Source organism: Intrasporangium sp. Soil_C_50 (assembly GCF_057656595.1).
The window spans coordinates 1-19,393 of the sequence record NZ_JBDGKB010000001.1 but is presented as its reverse complement, the minus strand read 5'-3'; the positions used below and the strand labels follow the sequence as shown (position 1 = coordinate 19,393).

The 19,393-nt window shown below is 74.4% G+C and carries 20 protein-coding genes; 8 read left to right on the top strand and 12 right to left on the bottom strand.

What is annotated here, in order from left to right; all coding sequences use genetic code 11:
- Positions 1-125 precede the first annotated feature (125 nt).
- Positions 126-473, top strand: a complete 348-nt coding sequence (locus AC3A5R_RS00100) for a hypothetical protein (protein ID WP_487618758.1) — start codon at positions 126-128, stop codon at positions 471-473.
- A 158-nt stretch (positions 474-631) separates the two neighbouring features.
- Entirely contained in the window at positions 632-820 is a 189-nt protein-coding gene (locus AC3A5R_RS00095) for a DUF5302 domain-containing protein (protein ID WP_323098732.1), read from the top strand.
- A 150-nt stretch (positions 821-970) separates the two neighbouring features.
- On the opposite strand, the gene AC3A5R_RS00090 is transcribed toward AC3A5R_RS00095, so the two are convergent.
- The gene (locus AC3A5R_RS00090; RefSeq protein WP_487618757.1) at positions 971-2,455 is read right to left on the bottom strand and encodes a leucyl aminopeptidase; all 1,485 of its coding nucleotides are present in this window, start codon (positions 2,453-2,455) and stop codon (positions 971-973) included.
- Between the two features lie 230 nt (positions 2,456-2,685).
- On the opposite strand from AC3A5R_RS00090, the gene gcvT reads away from it, so the two are divergent.
- On the top strand, positions 2,686-3,804 hold the full coding sequence (gcvT, locus tag AC3A5R_RS00085) for a glycine cleavage system aminomethyltransferase GcvT (protein ID WP_487618756.1): 1,119 nt from the start codon (positions 2,686-2,688) through the stop codon (positions 3,802-3,804).
- 70 nt (positions 3,805-3,874) lie between these two features.
- Here the strand turns inward: gcvT and AC3A5R_RS00080 are convergent, their stop codons facing one another.
- The 6 genes from AC3A5R_RS00080 to AC3A5R_RS00055 are packed head-to-tail and all read right to left on the bottom strand — an operon-like array spanning position 3,875 to position 9,588.
- The gene (locus AC3A5R_RS00080) at positions 3,875-4,687 is read right to left on the bottom strand and encodes an adenosylcobinamide-GDP ribazoletransferase (RefSeq protein WP_487618755.1); all 813 of its coding nucleotides are present in this window, start codon (positions 4,685-4,687) and stop codon (positions 3,875-3,877) included.
- Positions 4,680-5,270, bottom strand: a complete 591-nt coding sequence (locus AC3A5R_RS00075; RefSeq protein WP_487618754.1) for a bifunctional adenosylcobinamide kinase/adenosylcobinamide-phosphate guanylyltransferase — start codon at positions 5,268-5,270, stop codon at positions 4,680-4,682. The genes AC3A5R_RS00080 and AC3A5R_RS00075 overlap by 8 nt, the downstream gene beginning before the upstream one ends.
- A complete protein-coding gene (locus AC3A5R_RS00070) occupies positions 5,267-6,139 on the bottom strand; it encodes an ECF transporter S component (RefSeq protein ID WP_487618753.1) in 873 nt (290 codons plus the stop codon). The genes AC3A5R_RS00075 and AC3A5R_RS00070 overlap by 4 nt, the downstream gene beginning before the upstream one ends.
- Positions 6,136-7,764 carry an ABC transporter ATP-binding protein gene (locus AC3A5R_RS00065; protein ID WP_487618752.1) on the bottom strand — a complete coding sequence of 543 codons (1,629 nt, stop codon included), beginning with the start codon at positions 7,762-7,764 and terminating at the stop codon, positions 6,136-6,138. Before AC3A5R_RS00065 ends, AC3A5R_RS00070 begins: the two co-directional genes overlap by 4 nt.
- A complete protein-coding gene (locus AC3A5R_RS00060; RefSeq protein ID WP_487618751.1) occupies positions 7,761-8,837 on the bottom strand; it encodes an energy-coupling factor transporter transmembrane component T in 1,077 nt (358 codons plus the stop codon). Before AC3A5R_RS00060 ends, AC3A5R_RS00065 begins: the two co-directional genes overlap by 4 nt.
- 19 nt (positions 8,838-8,856) lie before the next feature.
- Entirely contained in the window at positions 8,857-9,588 is a 732-nt protein-coding gene (locus tag AC3A5R_RS00055) for an SCO2322 family protein (RefSeq protein WP_487618750.1), read from the bottom strand.
- Between the two features lie 305 nt (positions 9,589-9,893).
- On the opposite strand from AC3A5R_RS00055, the gene AC3A5R_RS00050 reads away from it, so the two are divergent.
- Positions 9,894-10,109 (top strand): hypothetical protein, encoded by a 216-nt coding sequence (locus tag AC3A5R_RS00050; protein ID WP_487618749.1) that lies wholly within the window; start codon positions 9,894-9,896, stop codon positions 10,107-10,109.
- Complete coding sequence (locus tag AC3A5R_RS00045) at positions 10,106-11,467, top strand: serine hydrolase domain-containing protein (protein ID WP_487618748.1); 1,362 nt, start codon at positions 10,106-10,108, stop codon at positions 11,465-11,467. Before AC3A5R_RS00050 ends, AC3A5R_RS00045 begins: the two co-directional genes overlap by 4 nt.
- 82 nt (positions 11,468-11,549) lie before the next feature.
- Here AC3A5R_RS00045 and AC3A5R_RS00040 read toward each other — a convergent pair whose 3' ends face one another.
- The 3 genes from AC3A5R_RS00040 to AC3A5R_RS00030 all read right to left on the bottom strand — a co-directional run bounded on the left by AC3A5R_RS00040 (position 11,550) and on the right by AC3A5R_RS00030 (position 13,679).
- A complete protein-coding gene (locus tag AC3A5R_RS00040; protein WP_487618747.1) occupies positions 11,550-12,137 on the bottom strand; it encodes a DUF3043 domain-containing protein in 588 nt (195 codons plus the stop codon).
- A gap of 62 nt (positions 12,138-12,199) precedes the next feature.
- Positions 12,200-12,787: a protein-L-isoaspartate O-methyltransferase family protein gene (locus tag AC3A5R_RS00035; protein ID WP_487618746.1), complete on the bottom strand. Its 588-nt coding sequence runs from the start codon at positions 12,785-12,787 to the stop codon at positions 12,200-12,202.
- 85 nt (positions 12,788-12,872) lie between these two features.
- Positions 12,873-13,679 (bottom strand): methyltransferase domain-containing protein, encoded by an 807-nt coding sequence (locus AC3A5R_RS00030; protein WP_487618745.1) that lies wholly within the window; start codon positions 13,677-13,679, stop codon positions 12,873-12,875.
- Between the two features lie 95 nt (positions 13,680-13,774).
- Here AC3A5R_RS00030 and AC3A5R_RS00025 point away from each other — a divergent pair, with 95 nt between their 5' ends.
- The gene (locus AC3A5R_RS00025; protein ID WP_487618744.1) at positions 13,775-15,142 is read left to right on the top strand and encodes a M20/M25/M40 family metallo-hydrolase; all 1,368 of its coding nucleotides are present in this window, start codon (positions 13,775-13,777) and stop codon (positions 15,140-15,142) included.
- 18 nt (positions 15,143-15,160) lie between these two features.
- Here AC3A5R_RS00025 and AC3A5R_RS00020 read toward each other — a convergent pair whose 3' ends face one another.
- Together AC3A5R_RS00020 and nadA are read right to left on the bottom strand one after the other, a co-directional pair.
- A complete protein-coding gene (locus tag AC3A5R_RS00020; RefSeq protein ID WP_487618743.1) occupies positions 15,161-15,982 on the bottom strand; it encodes a metallophosphoesterase family protein in 822 nt (273 codons plus the stop codon).
- Between the two features lie 4 nt (positions 15,983-15,986).
- Positions 15,987-17,189: a quinolinate synthase NadA gene (gene nadA / locus AC3A5R_RS00015; RefSeq protein ID WP_487618742.1), complete on the bottom strand. Its 1,203-nt coding sequence runs from the start codon at positions 17,187-17,189 to the stop codon at positions 15,987-15,989.
- A gap of 128 nt (positions 17,190-17,317) precedes the next feature.
- On the opposite strand from nadA, the gene AC3A5R_RS00010 reads away from it, so the two are divergent.
- Both AC3A5R_RS00010 and AC3A5R_RS00005 read left to right on the top strand, forming a co-directional pair.
- Positions 17,318-18,055: an SDR family NAD(P)-dependent oxidoreductase gene (locus AC3A5R_RS00010; RefSeq protein ID WP_487618741.1), complete on the top strand. Its 738-nt coding sequence runs from the start codon at positions 17,318-17,320 to the stop codon at positions 18,053-18,055.
- Positions 18,052-19,245 carry an S-adenosylmethionine:tRNA ribosyltransferase-isomerase gene (locus tag AC3A5R_RS00005; protein ID WP_487618740.1) on the top strand — a complete coding sequence of 398 codons (1,194 nt, stop codon included), beginning with the start codon at positions 18,052-18,054 and terminating at the stop codon, positions 19,243-19,245. Before AC3A5R_RS00010 ends, AC3A5R_RS00005 begins: the two co-directional genes overlap by 4 nt.
- Positions 19,246-19,393: the final 148 nt, after the last annotated feature.

Sequence of the window (19,393 nt, the reverse complement as noted above, 5' to 3'; positions counted from 1 at the left end):
GATCCCGAGGGACGTCACAGGCAGGTCACGCCTGCAGCCGCCCCCGACCAGGGCACGCCTCAGACACACCTCGGAGACGCGTCGGACCCGCATGTGTGCACGGGTCGACCACGTACAGTTCCGCCATGGGCTGGTTCTCGCGACGCTCCGGGGGCAAGGTGTCCGCGCGTCTCGGACGCTCGGACGGGCCCACCATGGACATCGACCGCAAGGCCGTCGAGACCCACCTGCGCACCTTCGCCGAGACGCGTCGCGGCGTCGAGGCCTACGTCGAGCCGGCCACGAGCGTTACGCCGACGACCGTCGTGCTCATCGCCTGGGACGGCGAGTGGACCCGGCGCGCCGTCGGCACCCCGAAGGACGCCTACGAGCTGGCCCGCCGCCTCGGCGTCCCCGCCTACGACGTCAACCACACCGGCTACCCGAACCGCATGCGCGAGTACAACACGCGCAAGCGCCAGGGCGACGCCTGACGCGACGCCTGACGCGACGCCCGACGCGACGCCCGACGCGACGCCCGACGCGACGCGCCGGGCAAAGGGGTGGACCGGCAACGGCCTGGCTGACAGGGTTGACAACGTCCGCACCGTGCCGTTCCGGCGCGCCCCGCCCCGCATCCAGGAGGACTCGAATGTCGAAGCAGGAAGGCGCCCCGGTGGGCCCGGACGAGGAGATGAAGGCCAAGTTCCGGGCTGCCCTCGACAAGAAGCACGCCCACGGCGGCAAGGACGTCTCCGACGACCACGACCGTTCGAAGGTGCACGGCGCGCACGGGCCGGCGAAGAACCAGCAGATGTTCCGCCGCAAGTCCGGCGGCTGACCGCACCCGCCCCACCACCCCAACCGTCGAGAGGCCACGAACGGTCGCCTCATCCACGTCGAGAGGCCAGGACGCACGTCGCGTCCTGGCCTCTCGAGTGTCCCGACCCAGCCGAACGTGGCCTTTCGACGGTGGGAGGGAGCGGGGGCTTCAGGCGTAGGACTCGGCGAGCCCCACGAGGGTGCGGACGCCGAAGCCGGTGCCGCCCTTGGGGGAGTATCCGTTCGGCGCCTTGTCGTTGTAGGCCGGGCCGGCGATGTCGATGTGGCTCCACGGGATGCCGGTACCGACGAACTCGCCGAGGAAGAGGCCGGCCGTGAGCATGCCGCCCTCCGGGCCGCCCTTGTGGGCAAGGTCGGCGTTGACCGAGTCCAGGCCGCCGCGCAGCTCCTTGGGCAGCGGCATCGGCCACATCGCCTCGCCGGCGCCCTGGGCGGCGTCGAGCACCCGGGTGCGGAAGGCGTCGTCGTTGCCCATGACGGCCGCGGTGTCGGCCAGCGCGATGACCTGGGCGCCGGTCAGCGTCGCGATGTCGACGATGGCGTCGGGCGTGGACTCGGACGCGAGGGCGATGCAGTCGCCGAGGACCATGCGCCCCTCGGCGTCGGTGTTGAGCACCTCGACGGTCTTGCCGCCGCGCATCGTCACGACGTCGCTCGGCCGCTGCGCGCTCGCGCTCGGCATGTTCTCGGCCAGGCCGAGGTAGCCGGTGACGGCGATGGGCAGGCCCAGCTCGGCGATCGCGAGGACCGCGCCGGCCACGGCAGCTGCACCCGCCATGTCGCACTTCATCGTCAGCATGCCGTTGGCGGGCTTGATGCACAGGCCGCCCGAGTCGAAGGTGATGCCCTTGCCGACGAAGGCGATCGAGGCCTTCGGGCGCGACGGGGAGTAGCTGAGCACCGCGATGCGGGGATCGTTGACCGAGCCCTGGCCGACGCCGACGGTGCCGCCGAAGCCGCCGGCGCGCAGCGCCTTCATGTCGTAGGACTTGAGCTTGACCTTCGTGCCCTTGGTGCGCTCGGCGAGCGAGTCGACGAACGTCTCGGGGTAGAGCAGGTTCGGCGGGAGGTTGACGAGGTCTCGGGTGTAGGCGATCGCCGTGCCGAGAGCCGCGGCGCGCTTGACGACTCGCCGCGAGGCGGCGTCGCCCGGGCCGACGAGGGCGAAGGCGGCGGACTGCTGGTCGGCCGAGGCGGACTCGGAGCCGACCTTCGACACCGCGTAGGCGCCGAGGGCCACGCCCTCGGCGGTGGCGGCGACGACCTCGACGGACGTGCCGGGGACCGCGACGACGACCTTCTTCTTCGCGGCGAGGCCACGCGCGGCCGCACCGATGCCACGACGGACGTCCTCGAGGGCTCCGGCGTCGGGCGAGGCCGTCAGGGCGCCGACGCCGGCGAGGACGACGAGGCGGGCGCTCACGTCCGGGACCGAGGGCAGCGTCGTCACCTCGCCGACCTTGCCGGCCAGCTCGAGCTCGGTGACGGCGGAGGTCAGGTGGGCGACGGCCTTGCGGGGCAGGTCGTGGCCCGGGGCGAGGGTCGCGCCGTCGTCGCCGGTGACGAGGGCGACGACGAGCGCGTCACCGGCGGTGTCGGCGGCCGAGCGGTTCGAGATGGTCAGCTGGGCCACGGAGGCCTCCTTTGGACGGTGGTGCCGGTCGGTCCACTGGACGTGGTGCGACGACGATGGTCGGCGGGCGCCGCACGGGTGCGCGCGTCCTGGTGCCGTCCCGGCGCACGGTCCGTCGTGCGGTCTCGGCGTCGGGAGGCGACGGCGCCGATGATAACGAGCCGCGCCCCCACGTCCTCGCAGGAGGCGGCCGGCGGGGCCGATGAGCCCCGGGCGGTAGGTTGAGCGGCATGACGACAGCGCCGTCGGGGACGACCTCCCCGCTCACCTCGCCCCTCCACGACCGCCACGTCGCCCTCGGCGCGAAGATGGCTGACTTCGGCGGCTGGGACATGCCGATCGAGTACCCCGGTGGCGGCGTCGTCCGCGAGCACACGGCGGTGCGCGAGCGCGTGGGCATCTTCGACGTCAGCCACCTCGGCAAGGCCACCGTGTCGGGCCCGGGCGCCGCCGACTTCGTCAACGCGTGCCTCACCAACGACCTGCGCCGCATCGAGCCGGGGTCGGCGCAGTACACGCTGTGCTGCGACGAGTCCGGCGGCGTCGTCGACGACCTCATCGCCTACCTGCGTGCCGACGACGACGTCTTCCTCATCCCCAACGCCGCCAACACCGCCGAGGTCGTGCGCCGCCTGCGCGCGGCCGCGCCCGACGGCATCGAGGTGACCGACCGGCACCGCGAGTACGGGGTCATCGCGGTGCAGGGCACGAAGAGCGACGAGGTGCTCGAGTCGCTCGGCCTGCCCACCGGCCACGACTACATGTCGTTCGTCGAGGCGCAGTGGGAGGGCCGCCCGGTCATCGTGTGCCGCACCGGCTACACCGGCGAGCGCGGCTACGAGCTCGTGCCCCGCTGGGACGACACCCCCGCGCTGTGGGACGCCCTCGTCGCCGCGGCGGAGCCGTTCGAGGGCCTGCCCTGCGGGCTCGGCGCTCGCGACACCCTGCGCACCGAGATGGGCTACCCGCTGCACGGCCAGGACCTCTCCCTCGACATCTCGCCCGTGCAGGCCCGCGCCGGCTGGGCGGTCGGCTGGAAGAAGGACGCCTTCTGGGGCAAGGACGCGCTCGTCGCCGAGAAGGCGGCCCCGACGCGGCTGTCCCGCGGCCTGCTCGTCACCGGTCGTGGCATCCCGCGGGCGCACTGCACGGTGAGCCGCGACGGTGAGGCTGTCGGTGAGGTGACCTCGGGCACCTTCTCCCCGACGCTCAAGCAGGGCATCGCGCTCGCGCTGCTGGCTCCCGACGTCGCCGACGGCACCACCGTGTCGGTCGACGTGCGCGGTCGCGCGGTCGAGGCGACGGTCGTCAGGCCCCCGTTCGTGCAGGTGCAGGTCCGCGAGGCCTGACGCCCGCCCCTCGAGAAGGTGCCCACTCGATCGTCTGGTCCACAGTGGGCACCTTCTCGCGGTCGGAACGTCAGGACATCAGGCGCACGGCGACCGACGCGACGACGAGACCGGCCGCGAGGGACACCTCGACCGCCGCCCCGACGACGTCGCCCGTGACCCCGCCCAGGCGTCCGACGGCGTGCGCACGCACGACGAGCGCCCCGGCGGCCGCGCCGAGCACGCAGGCCGCTCCTGCCACGACGGCTGCCACGACGCCGGTGTCGGGCCGCTGCTCGGTGGCGAGGGCCGTGAGGGCCGCCGCGAGGCCCCCGACCGCGGTGCAGGCCACGACGAGGCCCGCGAGGGCGCCCCGACCGACGGTGCCCGCGACCGACCGACCCAGCCCCTCCGGACGAGCCGCCGGGACGCCGCTGCGGGCGCAGACGGCCGGCGCGAGACGGCTGCCGAGGAGGGCGACGACACCCAGCGCGACGCCGACCGCCGACGGGAGCAGCGCGGCGAGGGCTGCCGCGTCGAGGCCGAGGACGAGCACGAGGGCTGCGGCGCCGGCGGGGCCGGTGTCGCCGCGCCGCATGACCTCGAGGGACCGCGCCGGGTCGTGGCCCGACGTCAGGCCGTCGGCGAGGTCGGCGAGCCCGTCGAGGTGGAAGGCCCGTGAGCCGAGGGCCACGACGACGAGCGCGAGCACGGCCCCGACCGCGGGCGGGGCGGCGCCGAGCACGACCGCGACCCCGAGGGCCGCCCAGGCGACGGCGAAGGGGAGCGCGGTGACCGGCGCGAGGAGCAGCGCCCGGCCCAGCTCGCGTGGTCCGACCGACGCAGGGGCCGGCACGCGCAGGGCTGTGAAGGTGCCGAAGGCGAGGCGCCAGGCGTCACGCATCGAGGGTCCGCGGGCCGGGGTGCGAGGGCACGACCGGCGCGTGCGAGAGGTCGAGGACGCGTCCGGCGACGACGAGGTGGACCCGCGCGGCCACCACGGACACGGCCGCGTTGAGCCGGCCGAGCTCGTCCTGGAAGAGGCGACCCGAGGCCATCGTCGGCACGAGCGACCACCCCACCTCGTTGGTGACCACCACGACGGGAACGGTTGCGGCACAGAGCGACTCGACGAGGGCGGCGCCGCGTCGACGAACCTCGGCGGCCGCGGCATCGAGGTCGTCCCACCCGGCGGAGTCGACGACGCTCGTCAGCCACGTGCCGAGGCAGTCGACGAGCACGGGGCCGCTCGCCGTCGCGAGGACGCCGGCGACGTCGGCGGTCTCCACGGTGCGCCACGTGTGGGGCCGCTGGGCCTGGTGCGCCTCCACCCGCGCCCGCCACTCGGCGTCGTCGGGCCCCGGCAGGGGCCCGGTGGCGACGTAGGTGACGTCGCGGTGCGCCGACAGCAGGTCCTCGGCGTGCCGGCTCTTGCCGCTGCGGACCGGGCCGGTGACGAGCGTCGTGCTCGCGGCCCGACGCGTCACGGTGCCTCCTCCGTGGAGTCCGGACGTGGTTCGAACCGCACCGCGGCGTCGAAGGCCGCGCGCCGCGCCGCACGCCGGAAGACCCGCAGCAGGGCCGGCCCCGCGGCGACGACGAGCGCCGCGTTGAGCAGCCCCCGCGGCAGGTCCCACGCGAGCGACGTGGAGACGTAGAAGACGGCGTAGTGCTGGAGGTTGACGGCGAGGGGTGCGCCGGGCACGAAGCCCATGCCGACAGGAGCGCTCGCCCCGAGGAAGGGCCAGAACCAGAGGTTCATGACAGCGCCGTAGACGAGACCCGTGACAAGCGCGTAGGCCGCGAGCGCCCACCGTTCGGCGCGGTGCCCGGCGGGCACGGGCAGCAGCCCGGCGCCGAGGCCGATGGCGCCCGAGCACACCATCTGGAAGGGCAGCCACGGGCCGACGCCGCCGGTGATGAGCGCGCCGGTCGTGACCGCGAGGGCGCCGGACACGAAGCCGACCCCCGGCCCGAGGACCCGTCCGGCGACGATGACGACGAAGAACATCGGCTCCAGGCCCGCCGTTCCCGCGCTGAGCAGGCGCAACGCGCCACCGGCGGCGGCCGCGACGCCCAGCACGGCGATCGTCTTGGCGTCGAGCCGGCCGGCCGTCACCTCGGCGAGGCACACGACGGCGAGCAGGCCGAGGAGCACGGCGAAGAACCACGGCGCGTCGTTGCCGTGGTCGGTGGCCACCTGCCCGGGCGCGAAGAACGGCCACGTGAAGGCGGCCAGGCCGACCAGGCCGACGGCGAGGACCGCGAGGACGGCGGGCCATCGCAGCGGGATGACGCGCCGCGACGCCGGCACGGAGGTCCGTACCGCTCGCGGGGCGGTCGCGCCCGTCGTCATGCCGTCCGCCCGAGGGCGCGGGCCACCTCGCCGACGGTGAGCCAGGTCTGCGGCAGCAGCACCTTGGTCACCTGCGGGGCGAAGGCGGGGGAGGAGGCGAGGACGTCGCGCGCCGGGCCGTCGGTGACGACCTCGCCGTCGGCGAGGATGACGACGCGGTCGGCGACCTCGGCCGCGAGCTCGACGTCGTGCGTCGCGACGAGGACCGTCGTGCCGGACTCCGCCAGCTCGGCGAGCACGCCGCAGAGGCGCTGCTTGGCCCCGTAGTCGAGGCCCCGCGTCGGCTCGTCGAGCAGGAGCACCTCGGGGCTGCCGGCGAGGATGACGGCGAGGGCGAGCTCGAGGCGTTGCCCCTCGGACAGGTCGCGCGGGTGCGCGTCGGGGTCGATGCCGTCGGCGATGCGGGCCAGGACGCCCGTCGCCGTGCCCTCCGGGACACCGAAGTCGGCGTCGGCCGCGGCGCACTCGGCGGCCACCGAGTCGGCATAGAGGAGCAGCTCGGGCTGCTGCGGCACGAGCCCGACGGCGCGCACCCGGTCACGGGGCGCGAGGGCGTGCGGGTCGGCGCCGTGGGTCCCGGCGCGGACCCGTCCGCCGGAGAGCCGGTGCTGGGCCGCGACCGCGCCGAGCAGGGTCGACTTGCCGGCACCGTTGCGACCCATCAGGGCCGTCACCGAGCCTCGTGCCACCTCCAGGTCGACGCCGTCGAGGACGACGCGCCCGGCGCGCCGCACGCCGACGCGCTCCAGCGAGAGCGCCGCGCCGCCCGGGGCGGAGCCGGCGAACCGCACGGGGTGGTCCGGCGGGGTGCGCGCGCCGAGCGTCTCGCGCAGCGATGCGGCCCGACGCCGGGCGTCGCGGATCGACAGCGGCGTCGGGGTCCAACCCGCGAGCCGGGACAGCCCGACGACGGGCGGGAAGATCTGCGACAGCGCCATGGCCTCGGCCGGGTCGAGCAGCTCGGAGACGTGGCCGTCGTCGACGAGGAGCACGCGGTCGGCGTGGTGCACGACCCGTTCGAGACGGTGCTCGGCCAGCACCACGGTGACGCCGAGGTCGTGGACGATGCGGTGCAGCGACGCCAGGACCTCCTCTGCCGCAACAGGATCGAGGGCCGACGTCGGCTCGTCGAGGACGAGCACGCGCGGCCCGGCCGCGAAGAGGGCAGCGATGGCGACGCGCTGCTGCTGGCCACCCGACAGGGTGCCGAGCGCGCGGGCCCGCAGCGGAGTCAGCCCGAAGAGGTCGAGCGTCTCCTCGACCCGGCGCCGGATCGTCGTCGGGTCGAGCCCCATCGTCTCCATGCCGTAGGCGACCTCGTCCTCGACGACGTCGGTGACGAACGTCGACGACGGGTTCTGCTCCACGAGGCCGACGACGGTGGCGAGGTCCCGGGGCCGGTGCGCGGCGGTGTCGAGGCCGTCGACGACGACGCGGCCGCTCAGGGTGCCGCCGCTGAAGTGCGGGACGAGGCCGTTGACCGTGCGCAGGAGGGTCGACTTGCCGCTGCCGGTGGGGCCGACGACGAGGACGAGCTCACCTTCGGGGATCTCGAGGGAGACGTCGAGGAGGCTCGGCCCCTCGGCGCCCGCGTACGTGACGCTGACGTGCTCGAAGCTGATCACGGCATGACCTCCCGGGGGCGGGGCGTCAGCCACGCCGGCAGGGCCGCGACGAGCACGGCCGCGACGGCGACGAGCGGCACCGCCGGCAGCTCGGCGCGCTGGGTGGGCGTCACGCCGTTCCAGCCGCGCAGCCCGGCGATGACGAGGACCGCCGCCGGCACGACGCCGGCCACGACGGTGAGGGTCTCGGGCCACTCCCAGCGGTCGCGCCGGTGGCCCGACCGGCCCTCGCGCGACGCCCCGACGACGAGGCTGCTCGCGGCGAGTGCGACGCCGACGACGAGCAGGGGCAGCCCGAGCGCGCCGCCGGCCGACGCGTCGAGGAGCCCGTAGAGACCGCCGAGGACGCCGACGAGGCCGTGCAGGGCCAGGCCGCTGGCGAGGCGACGGGTGCCGGTGCTGCTGTGCACCGCCCGACCGTAGCCGCGCGACTCCATCGACGCGGCGAGACCGAGCGAGCGCTCGAACGCGGTCTCGAGGACCGGCACGGTCAGCCGGGCCGTCTCGCGCAGGCTGCGGGCGTCGCGGCCCCGGAGGGCACGCGCGGACCGCACGGTGCGAGCGTCGGCGAGCAGCTGTGGTGCGAAGGTCAGCCCGACGACGACGGCCGTGCCGACGTCGTACAGCGTCGCCGGCAGGTAACGCAGGAGCCGGCGCGGGGTGGCCAGCGCGTTGGCCGCGCCGAGGCAGGCGAGCACCGCGGCGAGCCGCAGCGCGTCGTAGAGGCTGAAGAGCAGCGCCTCGAGCGTGATCGGGCCGCCGAGGCGGATGACCGAGAGCCAGTCCGGCAGCGGCACCTGCGGCAACGTGACGATGACGACCTCGCCGTGGACCCCGTTGCCCAGCAGCGCGGTCATGACGACCCGGAACGCGAGGACGACGGCGGCGATGGCGAGGAAGCCCGGCAGCGGGTTCGGCGTGGCGGGGTCGCGCCGCTCGGTGACGACGAGGACGCAGACGGCGATGACGAGCAGCAGCACGGCCGGGTTCGTCGTCCGGGACGCGGCCGTGGCGAGCCCGAGCCCCCACAGCCACCAGGCTGCGGGGTGCAGGAGCCGCGCACGGGGTCGCATCGCCGTCGAGTCGCCCGCCTCAGGCGTCGGAGCGCGAGCGCCGCGAGCGGACGACGAGGTAGCCGGCGAGCGCGAGGACGACGAGCGCGACGACGACCCAGGCCACCGTCGTGCCGGTCGAGGACGACGCGGGCTGCGCGGTGGCGTCGACCGGGGCGCTCGCGGCAGGGGCGGCGCTCGTCGACGCGGCGGGTGCGGCGATCGTCACCGGGGAGTCCGCGGCCTTCGCCTCGGCGCTGACCTGCTTGACCGGGCCACCGCAGCCGCTCGCGGGGTAGCCCGCGACGGCGCACACGAGGCCCTTCTCGATGCGCAGCTCGCCGGCCTTGGCCAGCACGTCGGTGCTCGTCGCGGCCGTGGGCACGACCGCGCAGACCGCCTGGGGAGCCGGGGGCGTCGCGGCGTCCTCGGCGTCGGCCGGGCGGCCGTAGTCGACGACGACGCCGACGCGCTTGGAACCCGACACGGCGGGCGTCGAGGCGCAGATGGCATCGAAGGTGAGCACGGCGCGCGGGAGGCGGGTCGAGCTCTCGTCGCCGACGGCGAAGCGCCAGCCGTCGACGCTGCCGTCGGCGGGGACGGTCTGGTCCGAGCCCTTCTGGGCGAAGGTCCACTGGCCGTTGGAGAGCTGGTAGAAGCCCCAGAACCGGTAGGCGGCCGCCTGCGCGGGTCCGGTGGTGAGCACGGTGACGGCCGCGGCGACGAGCACGGCGAGCAGCACCCGGAGCGGGGTGCGGGCAACGGTGGACACGGTTTCCTCCTCGCGGTCGGACACCGTGCCGGGCCCCCAGGTCACGGAGCCGTCCTCGGTGACTCCGGTCCGCATTCCACGACAGACTGACTGGGAGCCGGACGGGCGTGGGTTTTCCGGCTGCCGGCGCGACGCCCGGTGGGGGCGCGGTTCCGGGTCACGGTTGCGGGTCAGCGCCGGAGTCGCACCGGCTTGCCCCGACGTCCATCGGTTAGGCGAACCGTGGCACGCGCCCGGCCCACCCGTCAAACGACCGGGCCCCGTCGGCGTGAGTCGGCGTCCGGCAGGCGTCTAGGGTGACGGGCATGAGCGGAGACTGGTCCTGGCTGTACCTCGACGCGCACGGTGAGCCGATGGAGGGGGAGGGGCTGGCCACGACGGGCTTCCCGACCCAGGGCGACGCCGAGAACTACCTCGGCGAGACGTGGCGCGACCTGCTCGGCCGCGGCGTCGAGTCGGTGACGCTGCGCGAGGCCGGTGCCGTCGTCTACGGCCCGATGAGCCTGCGGGCCGCCGAGTGAGCGCAGTCGCCGCGTCGCACGACAGCCTCTCGTCCGGCCTGGCGCGCGAGCTGCTCGGGCGCGTCACGACGGCGCAGCGAACGTGGCGCTCGCCCGGCGTCAGCGCCGGCGTCGTGCGCGACGGTGTGCTCGTGTGGTCCGGCCACGTCGGCTCCGCCGAGCTCGGCGACGTGCCCCGCCCGGCCGACGACGACACCCAGTTCATGATCGGCTCGGTGACCAAGACGTTCACCGCCCTCACGGTCATGGCGCTGCGCGACGACGGCCTGCTCACCCTCGACGACGAGCTCGGCACCTACCTGCCGGCTACCCGCCACGCACGGGTCCCTTTGCGGCAGATGCTCGCCCACGCCTCCGGGCTCCAGCGCGAGCCCGTCGGCAACATCTGGGAGTCGCTGTCGGCGCCGGAGAAGGAGGCCTTCCTCGCCGGTGTCGAGGACGCCGAGCAGGTGCTTCCGGCGCACCATGCCTTCCACTACTCGAACCTCGCCTACGGCCTGCTGGGCCACGTCGTCGAGACCGTCACCGGCCGCGGCTGGGAGGACGTCGTGCGCGAGCGCGTCCTCGCGCCCCTCGGGATGACCCGTACCGGCCTGGCCCCGGCACCCGAACGGGCCCGCGGCTACCAGGTCGACCCCTACCGCGGCACGGCCACCGAGGAGCCGCTCTTCACGCTCAACGCCACGGCTCCGCTCGGCGGCCTGTGGTCGACGGTCGCCGACATGGCGCGGTACGCGGCCTACGTCGCGCGCCCGGACGACCGGGTCGTCGCGCCCGAGACGGTCGAGGAGATGTGCCGGCCGCTCATCATGACCGACGTCGACGGCTGGTCCGGCGCCTACGGGCTCGGCTTCGGCATGGGCCGGCGCGGCGACCGGGTGTACGTCGGCCACGGTGGTGCGATGCCCGGCTACCTCACCGGCCTCCGGGTCCGGCGTCGCGACGGCGTCGGGGCCGTCGTCTTCGCCAACTGCACGTCGAACGCCCTGACGCTCGCCCTCGCCACCGACCTCGTCGAGGCCGTCCTCGACACCGAGCCCGCGCACGCGCCGGCCTGGGTCCCCGAGACGCCGCGGCCCGCGCTCGAGGAGCTGCTCGGCCTGTGGTGGTCGGAGGGGTCACCGATCACCTTCTTCGTCCGGGAGGGCCTGCTGTGGGCGCGCCTGTCCGAGGACGACGCGCTGTCCGAGACCCGTTTCGAGCCGGACGGCCCGGACCGCTTCCGCGCCGCCGCCGGGCGCGAGCGGGGCGAGGTGCTCGAGGTCGTGCGCGCCGCCGACGGGTCGGTCGAGAAGCTCTACTTCGCGACGTACGCGGTCACCCGCGAGCCGCTGGCGTTCGCCGACCTGCAGCACTGAGGCGGCCGCCTTCCCCGCCACCGCACAGAGCCCTCGGACGCCGGGCGGCGTCCGAGGGCTCTCGGGCTCGTGCGGGGCAGCCTCAGCGGGGCTGCTCGCCGCGGGCGACCTGCGGCTTGGGCATCCGGGTGCGGCGCATCTGGAAGGCGCGCATGATCGCGTACCAGGCGTCGCCCTTCTCGGCGCCGCCGAACGTGGCCTCGAGCTTCGGGCGCGTGCGGCGCCACATGAGGTAGGCGTCGACGATCGCGACGAGGATGAGGCCGTAGACGAGCACGAAGACGAGCATGAGCGCCCAGTTGGTGCGCACGAAGCTGAGCAGCAGCACGAGGAGCATCACCGGCAGCATGAACTCGCCGATGTTCCAGCGGGCGTCGACGGTGTCGCGGATGAAGCGGCGTCGTGGGCCCTTGTCACGGGCCGGGAGGTACTTCTCGTTGCCCGCGAGCATGCCTGCGCGCTGGGTGGCCATCGCCTCGCGGCGGGCCGTCTTGTCCTGCTTGCCGGCAGCCTTGCGGTCGGTGACGATGAGCGGACGCTTGTTGAGGGCCTCCTGGTCACGGCGCTTGGGGGTGGGCCGGTTCTTGGCGCCGGGGCGCGCCTCGGAGTCCTGCACCGCGGTGGAGGAGGAGGCGAGCTCGTCGTTGAGGGTCTTCTTGCGTCCGAACACGGGACCACTCTAGGCGAGGGTGGGGGCTGGGCCGGAATCGTCCACCCCGCCCGACGCATGCCTCACTCGTGTCCCTGCGACCCCTCGAGTCGTTCCCGCAGCGGCACGAAGCGGTACCGGCCGTGCCCGCTCGTCGTCACGACGCCGTCGACCAGCTCCGCGAGGAGCATCGTGCCGGCGACGGGCACGACCATCCGGCCGGGGTCGGCCAGCTGGTCGATGAGGGCCCGGGGGAGCGAGGCCGCCTCGGCCGACACGAGGATGCGGTCGTAGGGGCCGCGGTCGGGCAGCCCGAGCACGCCCGGTTCGGCGACGGCGATGGAGGCCCACGGCGCGTGGCGCCGGGCGAGGTTGTCGGCACCCCAGGCCGCGAGGTCGGGCTCCAGCTCGACGCCGACGACGACGCCGTCCGGCCCGACGAGATGGGCGAGCAGCGCGGTCGTCCAGCCCGAGCCGGCGCCGACGTCGAGGACGCGCTGGCCCGGCTGGACGTCGAGCAGGCGGAGCATGTCGGCGACGGTCCGCGGTTGCGAGTTCGTCTGCCCGTGCCCGATGAGGATGGGGCCGTCGTGGCCGGCCCGCCAGCGCGCGGCGCGAGGCAGGAACCCGGTCCGCGGCACCGCCTCGAAGGCCCGGTCCACCCGATCCATCCACCGAGTCAACCACCGACGCCGGCCCCGGTCGACGGGGCGGCCCGCACGCGCGAGCCTCCGTCCGGGCCGGCGTGGTGGCGTGTCAGGCGGGCGCGGCGACGACGTGCAGCAGGGTGCCGAGCGCGCGGTACGGGTCGGTCCGGCCGAGGCGCTCCTCGAGGTCGAGCAGCGTTCCTAGCGCCTCGACGTCGGGCGTCGGCTCGTCGACCGGGACGGTGTCCGACGCGACCCGGACGCCGTACCAGGCCTGGACCGCGAGGCCGTTCGCAGTGCAGTCGGCCGTCAGTGCCTCGAGCGTGTCGGCGCGGGCGTCGACGCCGATCTCGTTGCGGTAGCGAGCATCCCGACCCTCCGCGCGGGCTGCGTCGATCTCGTCGAGCATCGCGGTGGCGCCGGCCCAGTCGCGGCGAGCCGCCGGTCGCCACGCCATCGCGGCTCCGTTCCGCGCGACGAGCGACACGATGCCGCCCGGTGCGGTGCGGCGCGCGAGAGCGGCGATCGCGGACCGGCTCTCCGGCAGGTACATGAGGACGCCGTGGCACATGACGACGTCGTAGGCCGTGGGTCGGGTGACGCTGGCGAGGGAGGCGAGGTCGCCGGCGAGGAGCGTGACGCGGTCCCGCTGCCCCGGCTCCAGCGAGGCCGCGGCCTGCTCGAACGACGCGCGCATCCTGGCATCGGGCTCCACGGCCGTCACGCTGTGGCCCGACCGGGCGAGGTGCAACGCCTGGGTGCCCTGTCCCGCGCCGACGTCGAGCACGCGCAGCGGCCCCCGGGGAAGGTGCGCCGCGAGCTGGCGCGTCACCATCTCCTGGCGCACGACGTTGCGCAGGTTGCCCAGCCGGTGCAGCCACGGATCCTGTCCCGGCGTGAAGGCGTTCGTTCCCACGGCGCCAGAACCTAACCGACGCGCATGCGAACCGCGCAGCCACCCGCGATGTCGGCCGGCGCGGAGCGCGCCCCGGCGGTCGGTAGGGTCGGCCTGTGACCGACGACGTGCTCTCCCAGGACCAGATCAGCGCCATCCGCGACCGAGTGGCCCGGCTCATGCCACAGGTGCGGGCCGACCTCGAGGACCTCGTCCGGATCCCGAGCGTCTCCGCGACGAGCTTTGACCAGAGCCACGTGGCCCGCAGCGCGGAGGCCGTCGCCGAGCTGCTGCGCCGCGAGGGGCTGGAGGTCGAGATCATCGTCGAGGGCGGCCGCCCGGCCGTCATCGGCCACCTCGACGGCCCGGAGGGTGCGCCGACGGTGACGCTCTACGCCCACCACGACGTGCAGCCCCCGGGAGAGGACGCCGACTGGGACACCCCGCCGTTCGAGCCCACCGAACGCGACGGTCGCCTCTACGGCCGCGGGGCCGCCGACGACAAGGCCGGGGTCATGGCGCACGTCGCCGCCCTTCGGGCCCACGCCGGCAACCTGCCGGTCGGCGTCACCGTGTTCGTCGAGGGCGAGGAGGAGTACGGCTCCGCGTCACTGCCGACGATCCTCGAGAAGCACGGCCACCGCCTCGCCGCCGACGCCATCGTCATCGCCGACTCCGGCAACTGGGCCATCGGCGAACCCGCCCTGACGACGACGCTGCGCGGTGGCGTCCGGGCCGTCGTGGGTGTCCAGACCCTCGACCACTCGGTGCACTCGGGCATGTTCGGTGGCGCGGCCCCGGACGCCGTGACCGCGCTCATCCGCCTCCTCGCGACCCTCCACGACGACGCGGGCAGCGTCGCCGTCCAAGGCCTCGACAAGGGCACGGCCGCCGAGCTCGACTACGACGAGGCGCGCTTCCGCGCGGAGTCCGGTCTGCTCGACGGCGTCGACCTCATCGGCACCGGCTCGATCCTGACGCGGCTGTGGAACCAGCCGTCGATCACGACCATCGGCATGGACGTCACGTCGGTCGCCAAGGCCTCGAACACGCTCGCCGCGCGCGCGTCGGCCAAGGTGTCGATGCGCCTGGCCCCGACGCAGGAGCCGGTCGCCGCCTTCGAGCTCTTGAAGACGCACCTGCTCGAGCACGCGCCCTGGGGCGCGAAGGTCACCGTCGAGCTGGAGGAGCACGGCTCCGGCTTCGCCGCCGACGCCGAGGGCCCGGTCTACGACCAGGCCCGCGCCGCCTTCTCCGACGCGTGGGGCGTCGACCCCGTCGACATGGGGGTGGGCGGGTCGATCCCGTTCATCTCCGACTTCGCCGCGCGTTTCCCCGACGCCGCGATCCTCGTCACCGGGGTCGAGGACCCCGACACCCGCGCCCACGGTGCCAACGAGTCGCTGCACCTCGAGGAGTTCGCGCGCGTCTGCGAGGCGGAGGCGCTCCTGCTCGCCCGCCTGGGCGCGATGCCGCGGGGGTGAGCCGGGGGAGCGGACGCGTCAGGAGCCGGAGCCGCGGCCCCGGTAGATGCCCTCGTGCAGCTCGAGGGCGTACGCGTCGGCGCCGGGCATGCCGAGGTCGCGGGCGGCCGTGACCTCGGCCTCGATGTCGTACGGCACGCGCACGAACTGGATCGAGAACGGTTGGGGGGCTAGGGAGTCCGCCAGCCCCTCGAGGATGCAGTAGGGCGCGGTGGGGTCGTCGAGATGGTTGCCGACGGCTCCGGCGTTGAAGAGCTGGAGGCCCTCGTCGACCTCGAGGTAGGTGCCGTGGATGTCGCCGTAGCCGACGACGTCGGGCGTGGTGCCCTCGGGCCAGGCCTGCGCCGGGTGGCCCGGGAGGGCGGGCGCCCAGGGCCCGGTGAAGTCGGTGTTGGTGAACATGCCGCGGAACTCGTCCTGCGTGTGCTCCCAGCGCACGCGCACGAACTCGCTCGTCTGTGATGCATGGAAGAGGCGGATCCGCTTGCCGCTCATGACGAGGTCGTAGGCGTTGGGCAGGCCTGACAGCCACGCCGCGTCCTCGTCGGAGAGCTCGTCGCGCGTCCACTGGCCGGCCTCGAACCGCGGGACGTCGCCGCGACCGACGTAACCCTCCCAGTCGCCGATGAGCGAGTCCCAGTTGCCGCGGACGGTCAGCTCGCACGCCTCACGTGTGCGCTTGATCGCCTCGGCGCCGCGCGGCCCCTTGCCGACGACGTCGCCGAGGTTGAGGACGCGGGTGATGCCGCGCGCCTCGATGTCGGCGAGGACCGCCTCCAGGGCGGTGACGTTGCCGTGGACGTCGGAGATGACGGCGATGCGGTCGAGCGGCAGCGCCACGGGCTCAGTCCTTGTGGGTCTTGCCGGGCAGGGCGAGCATCCGGTCGAGCGCGGCACGCGCGTCGGCGGCGACGGTCGGGTCGACGCGGATCGGGTTGACGACCCGGCCCTCGACGAGCGACTCGAGCGCCCAGACGAGATGGGGGAGGTCGATGCGGTTCATCGTCGAGCAGTAGCAGACGTTCTTCTCCAGGAAGGCGATCCGCTGGTTCGGGAACTGGGCGGCAAGGCGACGCACGAGGTTGAGCTCGGTGCCGACGACCCACGAGGTGCCGTCGGGCGCGGCGGCGATCGTCTGGATGATCTTCTCCGTCGAGCCGACCTCGTCGGCGAGCTCGACGACCTCGTAGCGGCACTCGGGGTGCACGATGACCTTGACGTCGGGGATCTCGCGGCGGGCCGCCTCGACGGCCTCGACGGAGAACCGCCCGTGCACCGAGCAGTGCCCGCGCCAGAGGATCATCCGGGCTGACTCGAGCTGCTCGCGCGTCAGGCCGCCGTTGGGGCGGTGCGGGTCCCAGACGACGCAGTCGTCGAGGGAGAGACCGAGCTCGCGAACGGCGGTGTTGCGGCCGAGGTGCTGGTCGGGCAGGAACAGCACCTTGCCGGTGCCGTCGCCGTCCAGCCCGAGGCCGCCGACCTGCTCGAAGGCCCAGTCGAGGGCGGTGCGGGCGTTGGACGAGGTGCAGATCGTGCCGCCGTGGCGTCCGGTGAACGCCTTGATGGCCGCCGAGGAGTTCATGTACGTGACGGGGATCGTGTGCTCGGCGATGCCCGCCGCGGCGAGCTGGTCCCAGCAGTCCTCGACCTGGGCGATCGCGGCCATGTCGGCCATCGAGCAGCCGGCGGCGAGGTCGGGCAGGATCACGGTCTGCTCGTCGCTCGTCAGGATGTCGGCCGACTCGGCCATGAAGTGGACGCCGCAGAAGACGATGTAGGGCGCGTCGGGCCGGGCCGCGGCGTCACGGGCCAGCTTGAAGGAGTCGCCGGTGACGTCGGCGAACTCGATGACCTCGTCGCGCTGGTAGTGGTGCCCGAGCACGAAGACGCGGTCGCCGAGCGCGGCCTTTGCCGCCCGGGCGCGCTCGACCAGGCCGGGGTCGGACGGTGCGGGCAGGTCGCCCGGGCACTCCACGCCGCGCTCGGTGTGCAGGTCGGTGCCCTGGCCGAGCACGAGGAGGGGCAGCGGTGCCGGTGCCGTCGTCATGCCCAGATCGTATGCCGCCGCTCGGGCCTGTCGTGCCACGGCCCGACCGGGTGGACGGGTCGAGTCTTGACCTCAAGCTGACTTGAGGTCAGACGCTGTGGCTCTCGACCACGAACCAGGAGATCCCGATGCCCATCGCACTCGTCACCGGTGCCAGCCGCGGTCTCGGCCGCGCCCTCGCCACCGCCCTCGTCGGCCGCGGCTGGTCTCTCGTCCTCACGGCCCGCACGACGGCCGACCTCGACCGAGCGGTGGTCGAGATCGCCGCCGGCGCGAGCGCCGGTGTCGTCGTCGGCGTGGCGGGCGACGTCTCCGACGCGGTGCACCGCCGCGAGGTCGTCGACGCCGTCCGGACCCGCAGCGCCGGGGCCGGCCTCGACCTGCTCGTCGCCAACGCCAGCACCCTCGGACCGCTCCCGATGCGCGGCCTGCGCGAGGTGACGAGCGACGACCTCGCAGCGGTCCTCGCCGTCAACGTCCTCGCGCCGCACGAGCTCGTCCGCGCCCTCCTGCCCGACCTCGAACGCGCCGGTGGCGCCGTCGTGACGCTCTCGTCCGACGCAGCCGTCGGGCACTACGAGACCTGGGGCCCCTACGGCGCCTCGAAGGCAGCGCTCGACCACCTGACCCTGACTCTGGGGGAGGAGGTGGCCGGTGTCCGCGCGTGGGCTCTCGACCCCGGGGACATGCGGACGGGCATGCACCAGGACGCGTTCCCCGACGAGGACATCAGCGACCGACCCCTGCCGGAGGAGGTCGCCGTCCCCGCGGTGCTCGCGCTCCTCGACACGCGCCCACCGAGCGGCAGGGTCGTCGCGGCCGACCTGCTTGCCACTCTCGGCACCGCCCCGGTGGTGGCCCGGTGACGACGCTGCTGCGCCACGCCCCCTCCACCCGCTTCCGTCCCACCGGGGACCTCACCGCCGAGACCCCGCCCGAGGAGCGGGCGGGCGGCCGCGACGCCGTGCGGCTCCTCGTCGCGCAGGGCACGGCGACCGGTCCGCGGGTCACACACACCGGCTTCGACCGCATCGGCGAGCACCTGCGACCCGGTGACGTCCTCGTCGTCAACACGTCGGCCACCTGCGCCCGCGAGGCAGACGCGGTCCTGGCCGGCCGGGGGCCAGTGGTCCTGCACGTCGCCACGGCCCTCGACGAGCAGACCGCCGTCGTCGAGCTGCGCACGGCCCCCGACGCGTCTGCTCCCGTCCTCGACGCTGCCGTCGGGGACCTCGCGGAGGTCGACCTCGCGCCACCCGACACCGACGAACGGGCGCTGTCGGGGCTGCCGGCGACGTCGGTCCTCCGGGCCCGCCTGCGCCTCGAGGCGCCCTACCCGCAGGTCGGTTCGTCGCCCACGGGGGAGGGCAACCGCCTCTGGCGTGCTGCGGTCGTGACCCTCGACGCGTCGGGCACCGACGACCCGTCGGCGGCCCACGACGTCGGCGAGCTGCTCGCGGGGCTCGAGCGTGTCGGCCGGCCGATCGCCTACGGCTACCTGGCCCACCGGTACCCCCTCGCCGCCTACCAGACCGTGTTCGCGAGCGTCCCGGGCAGCGCCGAGATGGCCAGCGCCGGCCGCCCCTTCACGACCGACCTGGTGACCCGCCTCGTCAGCTCGGGCGTCCTCGTCGCCCCGGTGCTGCTGCACACCGGCGTGTCGTCGCAGGAGGCGGGCGAGGCGCCGCAGCCCGAGTGGTTCTCCGTGCCGGACGCCACCGCCGCCCTCGTCAACCACGTGCGGAGCCGGGGCGGACGCGTCGTCGCCGTCGGCACGACCGCGACGCGGGCGGTCGAGTCGGCCACCGACGTGTCCGGCGCCGTCCACGCCACCGAGGGGTGGACCGACCTCGTCATCGGGCCCGACCGACCCGTGCGCGTCGTGGGCGGCCTCGTCACCGGCTGGCACGACCCGGATGCCTCGCACCTGCTGCTCGTCGAGTCGGTGGCCGGCCCGGCACTGACCCAAGCCGCCTACGACGAGGCCGTCGCCCACGGGTACGGCTGGCACGAGTTCGGCGACGCCGGTCTCTTCCTGCCCCACCGCACCGCGTGATCGAAAGAGCGCCTCGTACCCGGTGAGGCGCGGCGGATTCAAGTGGTCGTCGCAACGCCCGTGTGAAGGGGGTTGTCAATGGTGGATTCGGTGGTGCGGCAGGGTCGGCCCCCGGCCGGTCGTGAGGTGTGGCGGCAGTTCTGGGTGT